At 67.1% G+C, this 20,496-nt stretch carries 22 protein-coding genes; 5 read left to right on the plus strand and 17 right to left on the minus strand.

Features of this window, described 5'->3' with window-relative positions; all coding sequences use genetic code 11:
• Positions 1 to 138: 138 nt before the first annotated feature.
• The 16 genes from rnt to BW38_RS14055 all read right to left on the minus strand — a co-directional run bounded on the left by rnt (position 139) and on the right by BW38_RS14055 (position 14,102).
• Positions 139 to 723, minus strand: a complete 585-nt coding sequence (gene rnt, locus BW38_RS14125; protein ID WP_032951815.1) for a ribonuclease T — start codon at positions 721 to 723, stop codon at positions 139 to 141.
• 291 nt (positions 724 to 1,014) lie between these two features.
• Positions 1,015 to 1,536, minus strand: coding sequence for a DoxX family protein (locus BW38_RS14120; RefSeq protein ID WP_032975651.1), 522 nt, complete (start codon positions 1,534 to 1,536; stop codon positions 1,015 to 1,017).
• 23 nt (positions 1,537 to 1,559) lie between these two features.
• Positions 1,560 to 2,315, minus strand: a complete 756-nt coding sequence (locus tag BW38_RS14115) for a putative DNA-binding domain-containing protein (protein WP_032975729.1) — start codon at positions 2,313 to 2,315, stop codon at positions 1,560 to 1,562.
• Positions 2,308 to 3,183, minus strand: a complete 876-nt coding sequence (locus tag BW38_RS14110; RefSeq protein WP_032975652.1) for a DUF692 domain-containing protein — start codon at positions 3,181 to 3,183, stop codon at positions 2,308 to 2,310. Before BW38_RS14110 ends, BW38_RS14115 begins: the two co-directional genes overlap by 8 nt.
• Positions 3,170 to 3,520 carry a hypothetical protein gene (locus BW38_RS14105; protein WP_025875386.1) on the minus strand — a complete coding sequence of 117 codons (351 nt, stop codon included), beginning with the start codon at positions 3,518 to 3,520 and terminating at the stop codon, positions 3,170 to 3,172. The genes BW38_RS14110 and BW38_RS14105 overlap by 14 nt, the downstream gene beginning before the upstream one ends.
• A gap of 180 nt (positions 3,521 to 3,700) precedes the next feature.
• Positions 3,701 to 4,408, minus strand: coding sequence for a phosphate signaling complex protein PhoU (gene phoU, locus BW38_RS14100; RefSeq protein WP_025875384.1), 708 nt, complete (start codon positions 4,406 to 4,408; stop codon positions 3,701 to 3,703).
• A 64-nt stretch (positions 4,409 to 4,472) separates the two neighbouring features.
• Positions 4,473 to 5,303 (minus strand): phosphate ABC transporter ATP-binding protein PstB, encoded by an 831-nt coding sequence (gene pstB / locus BW38_RS14095; RefSeq protein WP_025875381.1) that lies wholly within the window; start codon positions 5,301 to 5,303, stop codon positions 4,473 to 4,475.
• 19 nt (positions 5,304 to 5,322) lie between these two features.
• Complete coding sequence (pstA, locus tag BW38_RS14090; RefSeq protein WP_032951813.1) at positions 5,323 to 6,186, minus strand: phosphate ABC transporter permease PstA; 864 nt, start codon at positions 6,184 to 6,186, stop codon at positions 5,323 to 5,325.
• Complete coding sequence (gene pstC / locus BW38_RS14085) at positions 6,186 to 7,154, minus strand: phosphate ABC transporter permease subunit PstC (RefSeq protein ID WP_025875378.1); 969 nt, start codon at positions 7,152 to 7,154, stop codon at positions 6,186 to 6,188. The genes pstA and pstC overlap by 1 nt, the downstream gene beginning before the upstream one ends.
• 82 nt (positions 7,155 to 7,236) lie before the next feature.
• Positions 7,237 to 8,325 (minus strand): phosphate ABC transporter substrate-binding protein PstS, encoded by a 1,089-nt coding sequence (gene pstS / locus BW38_RS14080; protein ID WP_025875376.1) that lies wholly within the window; start codon positions 8,323 to 8,325, stop codon positions 7,237 to 7,239.
• Positions 8,326 to 8,806: 481 nt separating this feature from the next.
• Entirely contained in the window at positions 8,807 to 9,826 is a 1,020-nt protein-coding gene (gene pstS / locus BW38_RS14075; RefSeq protein ID WP_025875374.1) for a phosphate ABC transporter substrate-binding protein PstS, read from the minus strand.
• A 136-nt stretch (positions 9,827 to 9,962) separates the two neighbouring features.
• On the minus strand, positions 9,963 to 10,742 hold the full coding sequence (locus BW38_RS0120590) for a hypothetical protein (RefSeq protein WP_051584949.1): 780 nt from the start codon (positions 10,740 to 10,742) through the stop codon (positions 9,963 to 9,965).
• A gap of 110 nt (positions 10,743 to 10,852) precedes the next feature.
• A complete protein-coding gene (locus tag BW38_RS14070; RefSeq protein WP_025875370.1) occupies positions 10,853 to 12,064 on the minus strand; it encodes an OprO/OprP family phosphate-selective porin in 1,212 nt (403 codons plus the stop codon).
• Between the two features lie 196 nt (positions 12,065 to 12,260).
• Complete coding sequence (gene nth, locus BW38_RS14065) at positions 12,261 to 12,950, minus strand: endonuclease III (RefSeq protein ID WP_032975653.1); 690 nt, start codon at positions 12,948 to 12,950, stop codon at positions 12,261 to 12,263.
• Positions 12,950 to 13,303, minus strand: a complete 354-nt coding sequence (locus tag BW38_RS14060) for a hypothetical protein (protein WP_032975654.1) — start codon at positions 13,301 to 13,303, stop codon at positions 12,950 to 12,952. The genes nth and BW38_RS14060 overlap by 1 nt, the downstream gene beginning before the upstream one ends.
• Positions 13,304 to 13,307: 4 nt before the next feature.
• Positions 13,308 to 14,102 carry an enoyl-CoA hydratase-related protein gene (locus BW38_RS14055; protein WP_032975656.1) on the minus strand — a complete coding sequence of 265 codons (795 nt, stop codon included), beginning with the start codon at positions 14,100 to 14,102 and terminating at the stop codon, positions 13,308 to 13,310.
• Between the two features lie 166 nt (positions 14,103 to 14,268).
• Between BW38_RS14055 and BW38_RS14050 the strand changes: the two genes are divergently transcribed.
• From BW38_RS14050 to BW38_RS14040, 3 genes are all read left to right on the plus strand, one after another.
• Positions 14,269 to 14,970, plus strand: a complete 702-nt coding sequence (locus BW38_RS14050) for an FKBP-type peptidyl-prolyl cis-trans isomerase N-terminal domain-containing protein (RefSeq protein ID WP_025875366.1) — start codon at positions 14,269 to 14,271, stop codon at positions 14,968 to 14,970.
• Positions 14,971 to 15,099: 129 nt separating this feature from the next.
• Entirely contained in the window at positions 15,100 to 15,903 is an 804-nt protein-coding gene (locus BW38_RS14045; protein WP_032975658.1) for a CoA pyrophosphatase, read from the plus strand.
• A complete protein-coding gene (locus BW38_RS14040; RefSeq protein WP_032975659.1) occupies positions 15,900 to 16,799 on the plus strand; it encodes a sulfurtransferase in 900 nt (299 codons plus the stop codon). The genes BW38_RS14045 and BW38_RS14040 overlap by 4 nt, the downstream gene beginning before the upstream one ends.
• Before the next feature lie 175 nt (positions 16,800 to 16,974).
• Here BW38_RS14040 and BW38_RS14035 read toward each other — a convergent pair whose 3' ends face one another.
• Complete coding sequence (locus BW38_RS14035; RefSeq protein ID WP_032975661.1) at positions 16,975 to 17,541, minus strand: N-acetylmuramoyl-L-alanine amidase; 567 nt, start codon at positions 17,539 to 17,541, stop codon at positions 16,975 to 16,977.
• Positions 17,542 to 17,613: 72 nt separating this feature from the next.
• Here BW38_RS14035 and BW38_RS14030 point away from each other — a divergent pair, with 72 nt between their 5' ends.
• Both BW38_RS14030 and rlmKL read left to right on the plus strand, forming a co-directional pair.
• The gene (locus BW38_RS14030) at positions 17,614 to 18,141 is read left to right on the plus strand and encodes an alpha/beta hydrolase (RefSeq protein ID WP_025875362.1); all 528 of its coding nucleotides are present in this window, start codon (positions 17,614 to 17,616) and stop codon (positions 18,139 to 18,141) included.
• Between the two features lie 144 nt (positions 18,142 to 18,285).
• Positions 18,286 to 20,424, plus strand: coding sequence for a bifunctional 23S rRNA (guanine(2069)-N(7))-methyltransferase RlmK/23S rRNA (guanine(2445)-N(2))-methyltransferase RlmL (gene rlmKL, locus BW38_RS14025; RefSeq protein WP_032975732.1), 2,139 nt, complete (start codon positions 18,286 to 18,288; stop codon positions 20,422 to 20,424).
• Positions 20,425 to 20,496: the final 72 nt, after the last annotated feature.

Consider the following 20,496-nt stretch of genomic DNA (forward strand, 5'->3'; position numbering starts at 1 on the left):
GCACAGGGGCGTGAGCCGCATGGATGCGGCGACCGAGCTTACAGGGATGTACTTGCAGCGTCCCCTGCGCAGTCCACCCGCCCGGCCCGCCCAGGAATCGCTGTCAGCCCGCCACGAGGGGCTCCGCCGTTGGCTGCTTCACCGCGGCCAGGCGTTGGCGATCGTGCAGAACAACCGCGCCGTCTGCTCGGTGTCATACACCGCGCTGTGCGCCTCGTTGGCATCCCAGCCCAGCCCGGCCGCCGTGGCCGCGCGTGCCAGCACCGTCTGGCCATAGGCAATGCCCGCCAGGGTGACCGTGTCGAACACGCTGAAGGGGTGGAAAGGGTTGCGCTTGTGCCCGGTACGGGCCACCGCGGCGTTGACGAAGCCGAGATCGAAATGCGCGTTGTGGCCGACCAGGATCGCGCGCTGGCAGCCGTACTTCTTCATCGCTGCACGCACCGGAGTGAAGACGTGGTCCAACGCCGCCTTCTCTTCCTTGGCCAGCCGGAACGGGTGGTCGAGGATGATGCCGGTCACTTCCAGCGACTTCGGGTCGATCTCCAGTCCCTCGGCCGGCACCACGTGGGCGCTGGCGGTCTGGCCGGGGTAGAGCAGGCCGTTCTCGTCCATCTCGATCGGCACGGCGGCGATTTCCAGCAGCGCGTTGCGCTGGCTGTCGAAGCCGCCGGTTTCAACATCCACCACCACCGGCAGGAAGCCGCGGAAGCGTTGTGACATCGCGCGCTGCGCCTGGGGTACGTCGGAAACAGGGAGGGCGGCAGGTGCGGAAGTGGGGTCGGTCATGTACGGATTCTAGCAGAGCGACCCTGAGCGCCCGGGATCCCGGTAGGTGCCAGCCTTGGTTGGCACCCTGCGCGCCGACCAAGGTCGGCATCTACCGGACCGCGCGGCGTGCGCCGACCAAGGACGGCATTTACCGGACGGCGCGGCGTGCGCCGACCACGGCGCCCGGGATCCTGGTAGGTGCCAACCTTGGTTGGCACCCTGCGCGCCGACCAAGGACGGCGTCTACCGGAGCACAGGCCGCGCCGTGGGGCCCGACGGATACCACCGCGCCAGCACCGCATCCACGCTCAGGCGCCCAGCACCGGTGAACAGCAGCGGCAACAGCATCGCCATGAACAGCACCGGCAGTTTGAAGTTGCCAAAGCCCTGATCGCTGATCGCATAGCCCATCGCCAGATCGCCCAGCGAGCTCCATTCGGCCGGCCAGTGCACCGCGTACGTTGCCACAGCCGTCAGCACCAGCAGGCTGGCGGCGGCAAAGCGGGTGCCGAAGCCCAACAGCAGGCACGCTGCGCCCACCAGTTCGAACCAAGTGGCCAATTGCCAGTTCAGCGCAGCGGGCAGCTGGTCGAACGGAAACGGGAAGGCATCCTGCAGATCGGCGAACCAGTTCTGCCCGTGCAGCTTCTCGCGCCCGGATTCGAAGAATTCCCAGGCAAGCAGCAGGCGCAGGCCAAGCGGGGCCAACCACGGGGCGAAACGGTCCAGCTGGCCGCGTGCGGCGGCCAGGGTCGGGGTCTTCATCGGTGTATCTCCTGGAAGGGGCGTCAGGGTGAAGCGGGGAGCGGACCGATCACGCCAGCACGCAGGAACTGCTGCAGCAGGTGCGCGCCAGGGGCGGCCAATGTCCCAGGATCGAGGTGGTGCAGGGCGGCCAGTTGCTGCAGCTGTTGTTGGCCGGTGGCCCCGGGGGACTCGCCGATCAGGGTCAGCAGATGCACCGCCAGGCTGGTCAGTGTGGCAAAGCGCACCGCTCCATCGGCATCACGCCGTACCAGCAGGCCGGTGGGCTCTGCCGGTGGTTGCGACGGTGCATATTCGCTACCCAGCTGATGCACCGGCCAGCGGTACAGCAGTGGCCAGGCCAGCGGTGAGCGGCGCAGCGGCACCTGCAGCGGATCGATGTCGCCCGGTTCCGGCAGCGGATCGGCCTGCAGCTGGTACAGCGCGGTCTCCACCCACTCGTAGTGGGCCAGTTCGGCAAGCGCCGGATGCGGCAGCTCCGGTTGCACCTGCAGCCACTGCACGAACTCGGCAGCCAGCTCGGTGAACAACGGGGTGTGGCAATGGTGGCTGGCGAAATAGTGGCGCACCAGTGCACGCCAGTCCGGTTCGCCCAGCAGGCGCACGCAGACCGGGAAGCCATTGCTCAACAATCCCAGCAGATTGTTGAACAGCAGGCGTTCGTACACAGCCACCCGACGCGGATCCATGCCGGGCGGCGCCGGTACCTGCGCCGGGTCGCGCAGGTGCGCGGTGAACGCGTGCTGCTGCGCACGCAGGCGTTCGGAGGCGTCAGCCATGGGCGGCTCCGGCATGCGCGGCCTGCAGGCGGTGGATGGTCTGCAGTTCGCCCCGCAGCTCGGCGTAGGGCGGGAAATTGAAGTCGCGTTCGAGCAGGGTAGGGCGTGGGCCGATGCGGGCGTAGGTGCGTGCCAGCAGGTCCCACACCGGGTCGATCACCGGGCTGCCGTGGGTGTCGATCTTCAGGTCCGGCGCCTCGTCCAAGTGCCCGGCCACGTGCAGGCAGACGATGCGTTGTGCGGGCAGGCCGGCGATGAAGGCATCGGCGTCGTAGCCATGGTTGCAGGCATTGACGTAGACGTTGTTGACGTCCAGCAGCAGATCGCAGTCGGCCTCGGCCAGCACGGCAGTGGTGAAGGTCAGTTCGTCCATCGTCGGGTCCGGCGCCAGGTAGTACGACACGTTTTCCACGGCGATGCGGCGGCCGAGAATGTCCTGCACCCGCGCGATGCGGGCAGCGGTGTGGCGTACCGCTTCATCGGTGAATGGAATCGGCAGCAGGTCGTACAGGTGGCCCTCGTCGCTGCAGTAGCTCAGGTGTTCGCTGTACAGCGGCACTTGATGCTGGTGCAGAAACGCACCCACCTGCGCCAGCAGCTGGGTATCCAGGGGCGCACTGCCGCCCAGCGACAACGACAGGCCGTGGCAGCTCAGCGGATGGCGCGCCGCCAGTTCGGCCAACGCGTCACCTGCGGGACCACCGACAGCGATCCAGTTCTCCGGCGCGCATTCGAGGAAATCGAAATCGCCGGCCGGTGCATCGCGCAGGTCCTGCAGCAGGGCACGGCGCAGGCCCAGGCCCACGGCCGCCGCAGGAAGCGGCGACCGCGGGTGGACGACGCCGGCGCGGACGTCAGTGCTTGCCACCGCACTTGCCTTCGCCGCACTTGCCTTCGGCCGACTTCTTGTCACCGCCGGTCTTGGCCTTGGTGTCCGCACCGGCCGCTGCCTTGCCCTTGTCGCCGCCGCACTTGCCTTCAGCACTCTTGCCATCGGCGCCACACTTGCCTTCGGCATGCTTGGCCGCATCGGCGGATTTTGCATCGGTCGCCTTCGCATCGGTGGCCTTGGCCGCCTGGCCGGCCACCAGGTAGCCCTGGGCGAGGTCGGTCATGCTCAGTGCCGAGGCGGAGGCGGTCATGCCGAGGCCTGCGGCCAGGGCGGTGGCGGTCAGCAGGGACAGCGTCTTGTTGGAGGTGCTCATCGGTCGTGCTCCTGGGTGGTGGGCGGGTGCCCGTGGTGAAGCGATGGTGCAGCGATCCTACTCAACGAATCCTCGCCGGGAATTCAAATTTTCGTGAGAAGTATTGCAGCGCCAACAAAAAGGCCGCTGTCACGAGGACAGCGGCCACCCTGGAGTCGAATCCGGTGTTGCAGTGCAGTATCAGATATCGCCCGCGCTGGAGGTCTCGTCCCGCTTCTGGCGCGGCGGCAGCGGCTGTTCGCCGTGCACCAGGAACCACACGTTCTCGGCGATGTTGGTGGCATGGTCGCCCACGCGCTCCAGGTTCTTGGCCATGAACAGCAGGTGGGTGCACGGGGTGATGTTGCGCGGGTCTTCCATCATGTAGGTCAGCAGCTCGCGGAACAGCGCGGTGTACTGCGCATCCAGGCGGGCGTCGTCCTCGCGCAGTTCCAGCGCGGCATCGGCGTCGTTGTCGCGGTAGGCGGCGATGGCGCGGCGGACCTGCTGTGCGGCCAGGCGGCCGAGGGCGCGCAGGCCCTGGATCTGCGGCAGCGGCGGCACCTTGCCCAGCGCGATCGAGCGCTTGGCGACGTTGGCCGCGTAGTCGCCGATGCGTTCGATATCGGCCGGAATGCGCAGGCCGGCGAGGATCTCGCGCAGGTCGCGGGCCATCGGGCCACGCAGCGCCAGACGCATCACGTCGTGGCTGATCTGCTGTTCCAGCGAATCGATCGCTTCGTCGTTGGCGATGATGCGATGGGCGGCGTTCTCATCGCGCTTTTCGATGACGTCCATCGACGCCTCCAGCTGGGCGACGGCCATCTCGCCCATGCGCACGATCTCGGCCACCAGGCGCTGCTGCTCTTCGTCGTAGCTTTTGACGATGTGGTCGTTGGGAAGGTTCATGTTCTGCAATCCAGGTAGAGCCAGGCGCGCCTGGCTGGGACAGGTGGCGAAGCGTCAGCGTCGATCAGCCGAACCGGCCGGTGATGTAATCCTCGGTCTGCTGCTTGGACGGCTGCGAGAAGATCACTTCGGTGCGGTCGTGTTCGATCAGGTCGCCCAGGTACATGAAGGCGGTGTAATCGGACACGCGCGCGGCCTGCTGCATGTTGTGGGTGACGATCACGATGGTGTACTCGTGCTTGAGCTCTTCCACCAGCTGCTCGATGCGGCTGGTGGAAATCGGGTCCAGCGCCGAGGTCGGCTCGTCCAGCAGCAGCACCGACGGGCGCAGGGCCACGGCACGGGCGATGCACAGACGCTGCTGCTGGCCACCGGACAGGCCCAGCGCGCTCTGGTTGAGCTTGTCCTTCACTTCGTCCCACAGCGCGCCCTGGCGCAGCGCGTGCTCGACACGGTCGGCCATGTCCGCCTTGGACAGCTTCTCGTGGTGGCGGATGCCGTAGGCCACGTTCTCGAAGATGGTCATCGGGAACGGCACCGGCTTCTGGAACACCATGCCGACCTTGCTGCGCAGGCGGTTCATCGGGTACTTCGGCGACAGGATGTTCTCGCCGTCGAGGATCACCTCACCGCGCGCTTCCAGCTTCGGATACAGCGCGTAGATGCGGTTGAAGATGCGCAGCAGGGTCGACTTGCCGCAACCGGAGGGACCGATCAGCGCGGTCACGCGCTTTTCCGGGATCTCCAGGTTGATGCCCTTCAGGGCGTGGAACTTGTCGTAGTAGAAGTCCAGTCCACGCGCGGCGAGCTTGACCGGGGCCGGAGCGTGCAGGTTCTCGTGCGAGGCCGGCACGACGATGCGCTGCATCGGCACGGCGTTGGAAAGGTCGTTCATGGCGGTATCCACGGAAAGGTCAGTCATGGGAGATACGGTTGCGCAGCAGGATGCCGCGCGCAGAGAGGCTGACCAGCAGCACGAACACGGTCAGCACCAGCGCGCCGGCCCAGGCCAGCACCTGCCAGGATTCGTACGGGCTGCCGGCGAACTGGTTCATCACCACCGGCACCGAGGCCATCGGCTGGAACACGTTGCTGTTCCAGTACTGGTTGCCGAAGGCGGTGAACAGCAGCGGTGCGGTCTCGCCGGAAATGCGGGCCAGCGCCAGCAGGATGCCGGTGATGATGCCGGCCGAGGCACTGCGGTACAGCACCTGCACGATCACCTTCCACTGCGGAATGCCCAGCGAAAGCGCGGCTTCGCGCATCTGCGAAGGCACCAGGCGCAGCATCTCGTCGGTGGTACGCACCACCACCGGCAGCACGATGAAGGCCAGCGACAGTGCACCGGCGAAGGCGGAGAAGCTGCCGCCGGTCTGCATCACGTACAGGGTGTAGACGAACAGGCCCAGCACGATGGACGGGGCCGACAGCAGGATGTCGTTGACGAAGCGGACCACGGTGCCGGCCTTGCGGGCGTTGCCGTACTCGGCCAGCCAGGTGCCGGCCAGCACACCCAGCGGGGTGCCGATGCCGATCGCCAGCGCACACATCACCGCACTGCCGAAGAAGGCGTTGGCCAGGCCGCCTTCCTGCATCGGCGGCGGTGTCATCTTGGTGAACAGATCCAGGTTGATGCCGGCCAGGCCCTTGGAGGCCAGGGTGAACAGGATCCAGCCGAGGAAGAACAGGCCGAACAGCGCGGTGGCGCAGGACATCGCGATGGCGATGACATTGCCGATGCGGCGGCGCAGGTACAGGGAGTCAGCGGTGCTGGACATCAGTTGCCCTCCTTGCGGGACAGGCGCATCAGCATCAGGCGGGCGATGGCGAGCACCACGAAGGTGACGATGAAGAGGACGAAGCCGAGCAGCAGCAACGCCGAGCGGTAGGTTTCAGTGGCTTCGCCGAAGTCGTTGGCGATCAGTGCGGCGATGGTGGTGCCCGGTTCCAGCAGCGACGGCGACAGGCGCACGCTGTTGCCGATCACGAAGGCCACCGCCATCGTCTCGCCCAGTGCGCGGCCGAGGCCGAGGAACACGCCACCGATCACCGCCGAGCGGGTGTAGGGCAGCACGATGTCCCAGCTCACCTCCCATTTGGTGGAGCCCAGCGCGTAGGCCGATTCCTTCAGGCGGGTCGGCACGGTCAGGAACACTTCGCGCATCACCGAGGAGATGAACGGGATGACCATGATCGCCAGCACGAAGCCGGCGGTGAGCATGCCGATGCCCAGCGGCGGGCCCTGGAACACCGGGCCGATGATCGGCCATTCGCCCAGGGTTTCGTTGAGGAACGGGGTGACGTACTCGGTCATCACCGGCACCAGCACGAACAGGCCCCACATGCCGTAGATGATCGAGGGAATGCCCGCCAGCAGTTCGATGGCGGTACCGACCGGGCCACGCAGCCAGCGCGGTGCCACTTCGGTGAGGAAGAAGGCGATGCCGAAGCTGACCGGCACGGCGATGACCATCGCGATCAGCGCGGTGACCAGGGTGCCGTAGATCGGGGCGAGGGCGCCGAACTTGTTTTCGACCGGATTCCAGTCGGAGGAGAAGAAGAAGCTCAGGCCCTGCATCTGCAGAGCGTGGCGACCACCCCACAGCATCGACAGTGCGGCGCAGGCCAGCGCGATCAGGACGAAGATGACGGTGCCGACCAGCACCCATCGGAACAGTTTGTCGTTGCGGGCATCACGCGTGTCACGCGTGGACGGGGCGGCTACAGGCTGGGCGATGGCATTCATGGGGACGGCAGGGCCAGGAAGGGGCGGGGCAGCACGATGTGCAGGAGACGGTGCCCGCACGTGGCGGGCACCGTCGGGTCCATCACTTCAGTTCGGTCGCCCAGTAGGCTTCGATCTGCTTGACCAGCTCGGCCGGCAGCGGCACGTAGTGCAGTTCGTTGGCCTGGGTCTGGCCGCTTTCGAAGGCCCACTTGAAGAAGGCCAGCGCATCCTGGTTGCGCTTGGCATCCTTCGGCTTCTTCTGCATCAGCATGAAGTTGGTGGCGGTGATCGGCCACGCCTGCTCGCCCGGGGCGTTGGTGATGACCAGGTTGAAGTCCTTGGCGCTGGCCCAGTCGGCGCTGGCGGCAGCGGCGGCGAAGGTTTCAGCGTTCGGCTGCACCCAGGTGCCGGCCGCGTTCTGCAGCGAGGTGTACGGCATCGCGTTCTGCAGGGCATAGGCCAGTTCGACGTAGCCGATCGAGCCCTTGATCTGCTTCACGTAGGAAGCAACGCCTTCATTGCCCTTGCCACCCACACCGTCCGGCCACTGCACCGAGGTGCCTTCGCCGACCTTGCTCTTCCACTCCGGGCTGACCTTGGACAGGTAGTTGGAGAAGTTGAAGGTGGTGCCCGAACCATCCGAACGGTGGACGATGGTGATCTTGCCGTCCGGCAGGGTCACGCCCGGGTTGGCGGCGACGATGGCCGGGTCGTTCCAGGTCTTGACCTTGCCCAGGAAGATGTCGGCGAGCAGGGCGCCACTGAGGCGCAGCTTGCCGGCTTCCAGGCCGTCGATGTTGACCACCGGCACCACGCCGCCGATGGCCGACGGGAACTGGGCCAGGCCGGCCTGGGCCAGCTCGTCGCTGCTCAGCGGCTTGTCGGACGAACCGAAATCAACGGTGCCGGCCTTGATCTGGGCGATGCCACCACCGGAACCGATCGACTGGTAGTTGATCTTCGCGCCGGTGGCGGTGTTGTAGTCGGCCGACCACTTGGACACCAGCGGGAAGATGAAGGAGGCGCCGGCACCGGAGACCTCAGCGGTCACCTTGTCGCCGGCAGCGGCCGGAGCAGCGGCGCCGTCAGCGGCCGGCTGCTGTGCGGCCTGCTTGTCGCCACCGCAGGCAGACAGGCCCAGGGCGATGGCCAGGGAAAGGGCGGCAAGGCTGGCCGAGTGCAGTTTCATGGTCACTCCATAGCGGGGTAGAGCCGACGGTGTCGGCGGATGCGGCTATGAAATGATGTTTTTGTTACAGCCGTATGACGTCCATGACAGAGGTGTCCTGGATCACGTTCTGGCAAGGGTTTCGCGGGATTCACGGTTGGCTGCCGGGTCGGCTGACAGCCCCAACTGCGCTTCTGCGCGGTCCCCAGCGCGGCGGAGGGCCGGGTAACCGTTGCCCCCGCTCCTGCCTTCCATGACCCCACCGCGCCCCGATGAACCATCAGGCGGCGATGGGCCGAGCCTACAAGGACGTACTTGCGGCCGTCCTGCGCAGCCCGGCCCATCGCCGCAGCAACTCATCAACGGAAGCGCAGCGCCTTTCACGACCAACCCTACAAAGAAGAAGAGCGCCGGACCCCGAAGGATCCAGCGCCCGGTGGGGCCGGCGGGGGAGAGAGGACCCGCCGGCCCCGTTCCTGCGGGGGAACGCCTTGCAACGAACTCAGTACTTCAGGTTCTGCGTCCAGTAGGTCTCGATCTGGCGCACCAGCGCGTCCGGCAGCGGCACGTAGTCCAGCTGCTTGGCCTGCGCATCGCCATTCTTGTAGACCCAGCGGAAGAACTCCTGCGTGGCCTTGGCGCCCGCCACGTTCTTCGGCTGCTTGCGCACCAGGATGAAGTTGGTGGCGGTGATCGGCCACGCATCAGCGCCCGGGGCGTTGGTCATCACCAGGTAGAAGTCACGGGCGTTGGCCCAGTCGGCGCTGGCCGCAGCGGCCGAGAACGAGGCGTCCGACGGCTGCACGATCTTGCCGGCCGCATTCTTCATCGCCGCGTAGGACATCTTGTTCTGCAGCGCGTAGGACAGTTCGACATAGCCGATGCCGCCCTTGATCTGCTTCACGTAGGCAGCAACGCCTTCGTTGCCCTTGCCGCCGATGCCGGCCGGCCACTGTACCGAAGTGCCTTCACCGACCTTGCTCTTCCACTCCGGGCTGACCTTGGACAGGTAGTTGACGAAGTTGAAGGTGGTGCCCGAGCCGTCCGAACGATGAACGATCGTGATCTTGCCGCTGGGCAGGGTCAGGCCACTGTTGAGGGCGGCGATGGCCGGGTCGTTCCAGGTGGTGATCTTGCCCAGGAAGATGTTGGCCAGGGTCGGGCCGTCCAGCTTCAGCGCGCCGGGGGCGACGCCAGCAACGTTGATCACCGGCACCACGCCACCGATCACCGACGGGAACTGGGCCAGGCCGGCGGCAGCCAGCTCTTCCGGCTTCAGCGGCGCGTCGGACGAACCGAAGTCCACGGTCGCTGCCTTGATCTGGGCGATACCACCGCCGGAACCGATCGACTGGTAGTTGACCTTCTTGCCGGTAGCGGTGCTGTAGTCGGCCGACCACTTGGACATCACCGGGTAGATGAACGAGGCGCCCGCGCCGGTGACATCGGCGGCGTTGGCGGCGAACACGGACGACGCGGCCAGAATGGCGACGGCGGCGCGCGACTTGAAGGCGTGGATCACGGGAGAGACTCCTGGGGTGGTCGAGGGGCGGCTGCCCGACGTTTCGGTGCACATTCCATAACGGTTCCATGACACGCCCGCGTCTGTCATATGACGCGAACGTGACAGCCGTCATGGCGGTGCCCAAGCCCGCCCTTCAGAGCCCGCGCAGCGCCTCCGGAACGGCATAGCGACCGTCGCGGGGCTGCAGTGTCCAGCGCTGTACGGGTGCCGTGGTGTCGGTGGCATGGCAGTCGTCACCGGCGGCGACGCTGATCGTATCGGTGCGTTTTTCGCGCACCACGATCGGCGCCAGGCCAGCGGCATTGGCACTGCCCATCTCCAGCGTGCGCTCGAAGCGGCTGAACTCGCCGGCGCAACGCGTATCCCATTCGCCGCGACTGCCACTGACGGCCAGCGGGGCAAGCACCCGGCGCAGCTGCCGGCCCTCGCGTACGAACAACTGCAGTTCGGTCTGCGCGAACGGGTTGGGTCCTGAGCTGCCGCTGTAGTCCATGCGCACGCCGAACGCGCGGGTGGCGGGGTCCAACTGCCAGCGTGCTGTGTCCAGGCGCAGGCCGGTAAAGCGCAGCGCATCACTGCTGACCGCATCGGCCACGCGGGTCCAGGCCAGCGGCTGGCCACTGGCGGTATCGATCAGCAACAGGTCCAGGTCGCCACCGCGCACGTCTTCCGAGGCGGGGGCGGTCCATTGGGCGACGGCCAGCAGGGTCGTGCCGGGCTGCGCGGGCCACGCGCGGCAGGCCGTGCTGTCCGCATCGGTGAAACGTGCCGTGACCGGCAGCGCGCCGGCCGGCAACTGCCGATACGCGGCCTCACGCACGGTATCCGCATCGTCACAGGCAAACGCAGTGGCGGGCAGGGCAGCGAGCAGGACACCGCAAAGCAGGCGGCGCAGGCGGAGCGAAGAAGGCATCCCGAAGGTCCTTGTCGACAGGGCAGGGCATCATCGCGCGGCCACCGCCTGCCCACAACGACGAAGGCACGGCCTGGGCCGTGCCTTCGTTCGAACGCGTGCTTCCGGTATTACCAGAAGAACTGCGCGCGGGCTTCCAGGATGTTCGGATCGTCGTTGACGAAGCCGCGGGCGGTCGAGCTGTACTTCTTGCTGTCGACCATCACGTAGTTGAGCATCAGCTTGAAGTTCGAGCGCCAGTACCAGTTCGCGCCGACAGTCCAAATGTCCATCTTGCCGCCGAGCACGCCATCGACGATCGGCGGACGGCCGGCCACCGGATTGGCGGCGAGGTTGCCGTCGTTCAGATCCATGTGGTCATAGCGCACGCCCAGCTGCCACTGGCCGCCGGCCGGGTTGTTCGGCAGGCCGGTGCCCGGGGTGCCGCCCTTGTAGCTCCAGCTTTCGCCGGTGACATTCCACACGCCGCTGACGTAGTAGCCGTCGGTGGTGTAGTTGTCATGGGCGTAACGCTTGGCCTTGCTGGTGTAGTACTCGGCCTGGGCCTTGAACGGGCCCTGGAAGTACATCGCCTCGGCGCCGATGGTGCTGACGCGGTCGGTGTCGGTCATGTTGCCGCCATCGACCAGGCGCGCGGTGGCCAGGTCGGCGTTCGGGCGGGCACGCACGCGCAGGGTGTCTGCGTCGGTGTCGTAGTCGACGTAGCTCAGGCCGAAGTGCAGGACCTGGCCCTTCTCGTTGATCGGGGCCCAGGTGCCACGCGCGCCGTAGCCGCTGCCGTGGGCCAGGTTGCGGGTCAGTTCGCGGCCGAAGGCGCTGGCGGTGACCGACCAGTTGTCCTGGCCGTAGCTGTAGGCACCGCCCAGGCGACGGGCGACAGCGTAGGTGTTGGTGACCGCAGCCTTGGAGATGAAGTCGTTGTTCTTGGTGCTGGACAGTTCTTCCAGGCTGTTGGGCTGCTTGAACTGGCCGACCTGGATGAAGTGGTTGGCGTTGCCCAGCAGCTTGTACTTCACGTTGGTGTCGAGGAACTTGTCGGCCTTGGCGTCGTAGCCCACGACCCATTCCACGTTGCCCGGGCCCTTGCCCTTCAGCACCAGCTCGGCGCGACGCAGTTCGAATTCGCTGTTCTTGCCGTTGCCGGCGTCACCGCCGTTGAGGTCCACGACGTCATTGTCGTACCAGTTGCCGTCGGCCTGGACCAGGCCTTCGAAGGTGATTTCCGAACCGCCGATCACATCGATGGCGACTTCGGCGTGGGCGGCCGGCACGTACAGCGCAGCAGCCACGGCGATCGTCAGGAGCTGGTGATGCAGTTTCATGGAGAGGAGCCTTGCAGGCAGGTGGGAAGATGCGCGCAGGCTAAAACGTGAAGATTGCGTAAATGTGACAGTTCGCGCACGGCGGCGATCCGCCGCAGGCCCCGTCACGGCTGGGCCTGCCATTGAAACCGGTTACGTATGACGCGCGGATTGCGCCCCGGTTGCAGTAGATCCACGCCATGCGTGGATGGCGCCGTCACTCCGCGGGGGTCTTGTCCTTGAACCGGCACAGGTCGGCAATCACGCAGCCCGGGCAATCCGGTTTGCGCGCTTTGCACACGTACCGGCCGTGCAGGATCAGCCAGTGGTGCGCGTCGAGCAGGAACTCGGCGGGAATCGCTTTGACCAGTCGATCTTCGACTTCGCGCACGTTCTTTCCGGGCGCAAGTCCAGTGCGGTTGGCGACACGGAATATGTGCGTGTCCACCGCCATCACCGGTTCGCCGAAGGCGGTGTTGAGCACCACGTTGGCGGTCTTGCGGCCGACACCGGGCAGGGCTTCCAGTGCGTCGCGATCGCGTGGCACTTCGCCATCGTGCTTCTCAAGAAGCAGCGCGCAGGTGGCGATCACGTTCTTCGCCTTGGCGTTGAACAGACCGATGGTGGCGATGTACTTCTTCAGTCCCTCTTCGCCCAGCGCGAGGATCTTCGCCGGCGTGTTGGCAACCGGGAACAGGCGTCGGGTGGCCTTGTTGACGCCGACGTCGGTGGCCTGTGCAGACAGCGCGACCGCCACCAGCAGTTCGAACGGCGAGCTGTATTCCAGCTCGGTCTTCGGATGCGGATTGAGCTCGCGCAGGCGGGTGAACATTTCCACCACGTCGGCACGCGGCATCGTACCGCCGCGGCGCGCAGGTGCGCGCGCGGTCTTCTTCGCGGTCGCCATTACTGCTCCTTGCCGGCGGCGCGGGCCTTGGCCCGGGCGAGGATGGCGGCCGCGGCGGCAGGCAGGGCGGGTTTGACGTCCGGTGCCGGCGCGGGCGTCCGGCGCGCATCACGCTCGGCCTCGCGGCGGGCCAAGCGCACGGCGCGTGCGCGGAAGCGTTCGCGCGCCGCCCATGCACGCTGCAGTTGCAACTGCATCTGGCACAGGCGGTCGGGCAGGTCCGGATGATCGGGCAGCAGCCGCTCATCGCCAGCGCGCACGACGTAGTCCATCAGTCCAGCCTGCAGCGCACCATCGGGATCGTCTGCCTGGACCCGGGCGAACAGCAGCACGGGGTTGGGTCGGGATGCCATGGCGTCAGCGGTTCTGGAAGGCGGGGGGGCGGCGCTGCAGGAAGGCGCTGGTGCCTTCGCGCATGTCCTCGGTGGCGAACAGCAGGCCGAACTGCGTACTTTCGTATTCCAGGCCGGCTTCCAGGCTGCATTCGCCGCCCACGTGCACCGCGTCGAGCAGGCCACGCAGCGCCAGCGGCGCCGACTGTGCCAGTTGCCGGGCCAGGGCCTGCACGCGGGCGTCGAGCTCGGTGGCGGGCACCACTTCGTTGACGATGCCCAGGGCCAGCGCGCGTGCGGCGTCGATCGGGGTGCCCAGCAGGCACAGTTCCAGCGTGGCCGCACGGCCACACAGGCGCAGCAGGCGCTGGCTGCCGCCGAAGCCGGGAATCAGGCCGAGGTTGATCTCCGGCTGGCCGACTTTGGCCGAATCGGCGGCGATGCGCAGATGGCAGGCCATGGCCAGTTCCAGCCCGCCGCCCAGCGCAAATCCGTTCACCCGGGCGATCACCGGCTTGGGCATGCGTTCGATGCGGCGCATCAGGGCCTGGCCGAGCAGGGAGAAATCACGTCCCTGAACCGCGCTCAAGGTGTTCATTTCCGCGATGTCGGCCCCGGCCACGAACGCCTTGGGGCCAGCCCCGGTCAGTACCACCACCCGTACCGCCGGGTCGGCGGCGGCGTCGCCAAACGCCTCGGCCAGCGCCTGCAGGGTGGCGGCATTGAGGGCGTTGAGCTTGTCCGGGCGTTGCACGGTAATGGTGCGGACGGCGCCATCATCGCTGACGTCGACCGGGTGGGGAGCGGGGGCCTCGACCACGGGAAACTCCTGGAACGTTAAAAAAAAGTGAGATTGAACTCTGTAAACGCAGACAGGTCATAGCCTGCGTGGTGAGTAGCGGTTACACGTTGTGGCCGTTATCCTAACCCGTCGCCTCAGGGCGGCGCAGAACGTCCCTGAGTTACCACCCCTGGAGAACTGTTTGATGAAGTTGCGTTCTATCGCGGTCGCCGTCGCGGCCCTGGCCCTGACGGGCAATGCCTTCGCCCAGGACATCGCGTCCGAGAAGGGCAAGCTGAGCTACTACTTCGGTTACGACTACGGCAACAACCTGGCGGAGCTGACCGGTCGCGGTGAGCAGCTGGACATCAACTCGGTGGTGAAGGGCCTGCAGGACGCCTACGCCAAGAAGCAGCCGGCCATTACCGCCGAGCAGCTGAAGCCGGCCGTTGAAGCGTTCCAGAAGCGCGAGCAGGGCCGTGCCCAGGCCGCCAAGGCCGAGTACGAAAAGGCTGCTGCCGAAAACAAGACCAAGAGCGATCAGTTCATGGCGCAGAACAAGGCAAAGGCGGGCGTGCAGACCCTGCCGAGCGGCGTTCAGTACCGTGTGATCGAAGCCGGCAAGGGTGCCAAGCCGACCCAGGCCAGCACCGTGCAGCTGGAAGTGGCCGGTCCGTTCCCGTACGGCCAGCGCCCGACCGAAGCCCGCCCGGCCCAGCAGATTCCGTCGATCAAGGTCAGCGAAGTCGAAATGAAGGCCATGCGTGAGACCCTGCTGCAGATGCCGGCAGGCTCGAAGTGGGAAGTCTCGCTGCCGCCGGATCAGGCCTACGGCGCCGACCCGCGCACCCCGTTCCCGCCGAACGTGGCTGTGCAGTTCGAGATCAAGCTGATCAGCGTCAAGTAAGAAGAAACAGCGTCAACATCAACGCGCCGGTGAACCCACCGGCGCGTTTTTGTTTCTGCACCACGCTGCAGCCGTGCGGGGCCCATCCCAAATTCAGCCCATTCGCGCTACTGTTGACCGGTGCAAATAATGGAAGAAACGGCGCGTGCTGTCGCAAGCCCCTGCATCAACGTCTGCAAGCTGGATCGCAACCGGCTCTGCGCCGGGTGCGGGCGGCATATCGACGAAATCGCACGGTGGTCGTCGATGAGCGACAGCGAACGCGGCCACATCCTGCAGCGTGTGCTGCCCCTGCGCCAACAGCTGCAGCAGTCGCTGCGAGGGTCGTTGGCCGATCATGAGCGGCTGCTGCGCGCGCTGCATCCGCTGGCCGAACCGCCGGCAGGTGACGGCTGGAACCGCAGTGAACTGGATGACCTGCTGCCTCCGGGCCCACCGGTCGAGGCGGCGGTGTTGGCTGGCATCGTGCCGCGCGCCAACGGTGCGCAGGTGATCCTGACCCGGCGTACCGAAACCCTGCGGCAACATGGTGGCCAGGTTGGCTTCCCCGGTGGCCGTACCGAGCCCGATGATCGCGATGCGCTGGCTGCCGCACTGCGCGAAAGCCAGGAAGAAATCGCGTTGGCGCCGACACAGGTGCAGGCATTGGGATATCTCGATCCGTTCGTGACCATCACCGGCTACCGGGTGACCCCGGTGGTGGCAGTGATCGATCCGGATTTCGTGGCGGTCCCGCAGCCCAGCGAAGTGGCCGAGGTGTTCGAAGTGCCGCTGGACTATCTGATGGCCGCCGACAACCTGCGCCAGGTCGAAATCAACCATCGCGGCCGCGTCCGCCATGTCCTTGAATATGGCTGGCCCGGCCAGCGCATCTGGGGCGCCACCGCGGCCATCCTGTACAACCTGCGTCGCCGCCTGGAGCAAGTGCAATGAAGCCGATCGACCCGCCGTGGACCACCCTTGTCGATGTTGCGACCCTGGCTGCGGCCTTGGGCGATGGGGTACGCGTGGTCGATGCCCGCGCGACCGCAAGTACCGTGCGCGTGGTCGACGCGCGTGCATCGCTGGCCGACCCGCAGGCGGGCAACAGCCTCTACGCGCAGGGACACATTCCCGGCGCAGTGCATGCCGATCTCAACCGCGACCTGTCCGATCTGACGCGGGTGGGCCATGGCCGCCACCCGTTGCCCGACAGCGATGCGTTCGCCGCACGACTGGGGCAATGGGGCATCGGCACCGACACGCAGGTGGTGGTGTATGACGGCAGCGATGGCAGCATGGCCGCCGCGCGCCTGTGGTGGCTGCTGCGCCTGATCGGGCATGCGAACGTGGCCGTACTCGATGGCGGCATCGCCGCGTGGCAGGCCGCCGGCCAGCCGCTGGCGACCGGCAGCAGCCAGGTCATCGCGTTGCCCGCGTATCCGGGGCGCTTCGATGGCAGCCAGGTTGCCAGCGCGGACGAGATCGAATCACGCCTCAAGCATGCGCCGGGCTGGCTGGTCGATGCCCGCGCGGGCGAGCGGTTCCGCGGTGAGGTGGAGCCGCTGGACCCGGTCGCCGGCCATGTACCGGGCGCGGTCAATCGCCCGTTTGCGTTGAACGTGCTGGACGGCCGCCTGCGCGATGCACAGGAACTGCGTGCCGAACTGCAGGGCGTGATCGGTAACCAGGACCCGCAACGCGTGGTGCTGATGTGCGGCTCGGGCGTGACCGCCTGCCACCTGCTGCTGGCGATGGAAAGCGCGGGCCTGTCCGGCGCACGCATCTACGCGGACTCATGGAGTGGCTGGGTCAGCGACAGCAGCCGCCCGGTCGCCACCGGCGCCTGAGCAAAGCGGGTTGGTCGATTTGACGTTCATCCACGCATGGCGTGGATCCACGTGTCGACCAAGGTCGACACCTACCAACAGCCGCGGGACCCACCCCGCCATCCCACCGAATGCCAGCTTTTGACGTTGACGTTGACGTTGCCTGTGCGGGTGCAGGGCGCAGCCCTGCCGGCGCTTACTCCAACCCCTGCAACGGCACCTTCGCCAGCACCCGCGCCCACGGGAACAACGGGCCCGGATCACGCTTGCGCGCCACGGTCACCGCCGGGTCATCACTGGCCGGCACCTGCTCCAGGTCCAACTGGTCATGTCCGGCAATCCGCCGCAGCGACGGGTAACGAGCCACCAGTGCCTGCAGCAACCGTTCCAGCGCCAGCAGCTGCGCTTCGGTGTACGGCTCGTCCATCGCCTGGTGGCGGCTGTCGAGCCAGTGCGGGTAGCGCCCCGAATTGACCAGTTCGATGCCCACGGTATCGGCATTCATGCCGCGCACGTGGTGGGCGATGCGCTCCGGCGCCACGTACTGCACCACGCTGCCGTCGCGGTCGATGTAGAAATGCCCGCTGTTGCCGGCGCCGCTGTCGTACAGCACGCGCTCGCCGTACTCCCGGGCGGTCGCCAGGTCGGGCAGTTCGGTGCAGTGGATCACCACCATTGCCAGGCTGGATGGATCGCGCAGTGGCAGGCGGTCGTGGTAGGGCAACGGCTGCAGCTGCAGGCCGGGCAGGAGCGGTTTGGGCATGCGGCGATGCTAGCATTGCCGGATGAAACTGCCTTCCCTTCTGCTGTCGATCCGCTCCGTGGGAGCGCACGCATGAGCCGCGGTCACTGCATCCTGTCCCACGGCTTCGAGAGCGGCCCGGAGGCGACCAAGGTCACCGCGCTGGCCGAAGTCGCCGAGCGACTTGGCTGGACCCATGAGCGCCCCGATTACACCGACCTGGACGCGATGAGCCAGGTGAGCCGCGTTGGCGATGTGCGCACCCGCCTGCAACGCCTGATCGAGCGCACGGCCGCTGCCGCTGCGCAGGGGCCGGTGGTGCTGGCCGGCTCCAGCCTGGGCGCCTACATCTCTGCCATCGCCTCGCTGCAGGTGCCGGTGGCCGGCCTGTTCCTGATGGTGCCGCCCACCACCATGGGCCCGATGCCGGCGCTGGATGCCGCGCCGGTGCCGACCACGGTGGTGCAGGCCTGGCATGACGAGGTGGTGCCGGCCGCCGGAGTCATCGCCTGGGCGCAGGCGCGCTCGGCGCAGCTGCTGCTGGTGGACGATGGCCATCGCCTGGAGCACCACGTGGAAGCCTCTGCGCAGGCCTTCGAGCGCCTGCTGCGGCAGCTGTGAAGCCCGGGCGCACGGCGCGCCCGCCCGCATTGACTACAATGGCAGCCCCGCCGCCCCCGGCGCGGGCCTGCCGGCCGTGTCCACGGCCCTCCCTTCCGAATGGCCCGGCCCCCTGCCGTGCCTGACCACCTGCGAACCGATCCCGTGAAATTTTTTGTCTCCTGCGCCAAGGGCCTGGAATACCTGCTTGCCGATGAGCTGTCGGCCCTGGGCCTGGAAAAGGCCACCGCCACCATCGCCGGCGTCAACGCCGATGGCGAACTGGAGCAGGCGCTGCGGATCGTGATGTGGTCGCGGCTGGCCAGCCGCGTGCTGTGGCCGATCGACGAATTCGAATGCCTGGACGAGCAGGCGCTGTACGACGGCGTGCGTGCCCTGCCGTGGCACGAACACATCAAGCCGGAGATGACCCTGGCGGTGGACGCGCATGTGTCCGGCGACAAGATCACCCATGCCCGTTTCGCCGCGCAGCGGATCAAGGACGCCATCGTCGACCGCATGCGTGACGAAGGCCTGGAGCGCCCTTCGGTCAACACCGACCTGCCGGACGTGCGCGTCAACCTGTCGCTGCGCAAGGGCCGCGCCTCGCTGTCGATCGACCTCGGCGGCGGCCCGCTGCATCGCCGCGGCTGGCGCGGTGCGGCGCATGACGCGCCGTTGAAGGAAAACCTGGCTGCCGCGCTGCTGATGCGCGCGCAGTGGCCGCGCCTGCACGCTGCCGGTGGCGGCCTGCTGGACCCGATGTGCGGCAGCGGCACCCTGCTGATCGAAGGCGCGCTGATGGCGGCCGATGTCGCCCCCGGCCTGATGCGCCATGGCAGCCTGCCGCCGAGCCGCTGGCTGGGCTTCGACAAGGCTGCCTGGAAAACCATCCAGAGCGAAGCGCGTGATCGCGAAGCGGCCGGCCTTGCCGCGCTGAAGCCGGTCATCCACGGCAGCGACATCGACCCGGTGGCGATCCAGGCCGCGCGCGAGAACGCCGAAGTTGCCGGCGTCGCCCATGCCATCCGCTTCACCCGCGCCGATGTGGCTGACCTGCCCACCCCGGAGCAGGAGATCGGCGCGGTGGTCTGCAACCCGCCGTATGACGAGCGCCTGGCCGCCGATCCGGCGCTGTACCGCAAGCTGGGCAATGCCCTGCAGAAGGCCGTGCCGCAGTGGCGCGCCAGCCTGCTGTGCGGCAATGACGAACTGGCCTTCGCCACCGGCCTGCGTGCGAGCAAGAAGTACCAGATGTTCAATGGTGCGCTGGAATGCGCACTGATCGTCTGCGATCCGATCGCGGTGCCGGGCCGCGACCCGGCACAGGTGCGCGAGCTGAGCGAAGGCGCGCAGATGGTGGCCAACCGCCTGCGCAAGAACCTGAAGAAGTTCAAGAGCTGGCGCGCGCGCGAAGGCATCACCTGTTTCCGTGCCTACGATGCCGATCTGCCGGAATACGCAGCGGCCATCGACGTGTACGAGGAAGATGGCGGCCAGCGCCGCACGTTCCTGCATGTGCAGGAATACGCTGCACCGGCCGCGATTCCCGAGAACGACGTGCGCCGCCGCCGCAATGAACTGCTGGCCGCTGCGCGCGAGGTGTTCGGTGTGCCGCCGGAACAGGTATCGATGAAATCGCGTGAACGTGGCAAGGGCGGCAGCAAGTACGGCCGTTTCGAGCAGCGCGAGGAGTTCCTCGTGGTGCGCGAGAACAACGCGCTGCTGCAGGTGAACCTGTTCGATTACCTGGATACCGGCCTGTTCCTCGACCATCGCCCGCTGCGCCGGCTGATGGCCGAGCAGGCGCGCGGCAAGCGCTTCCTCAACCTGTTCTGCTACACCGGCGTGGCCAGCGTGCAGGCGGCGGTGGCCGGTGCGGCCAGCACCACCAGCGTCGACCTGTCGGCCACCTACCTGCAGTGGTGCTACGACAACTTGGCCCTGAACGGGCAGGGCGGCAATCAGCACCTGCTGGTGCAGGCCGATGCGATGGCCTGGCTGGAAGGCGATCGCGGCCAGTACGACGTGATCTTCTGCGACCCGCCGACGTTCTCCAACTCGGCCCGCGCCGAGGACTTCGACGTACAGCGCGAGCAGGTGAAGATGCTGCGTGCGGCCGTCGCGCGACTGGCGCCGGGTGGCGTGCTGTACTTCTCCAACAACTTCCGCCGCTTCAAGCTGGAAGAGAACGCCATCGCCGAATTCGCCCAGTGCCGCGAGATCAGCGCCAGCACCATCGGCCCGGATTTCGAGCGCAATGCGCGCATCCATCGTGCGTGGGAGCTGAAGCGCCTGGCGTGACGCGTCGCCGGGCATGGCCCGGCGCTACCCACGTGCGCGCAGAACGGTAGCGCCGGGCCATGCCCGGCGAGC

It is taken from the genome of Stenotrophomonas sp. RIT309 (assembly GCF_000632045.1).
Classification (GTDB): Bacteria; Pseudomonadota; Gammaproteobacteria; order Xanthomonadales; family Xanthomonadaceae; genus Stenotrophomonas; species Stenotrophomonas indicatrix.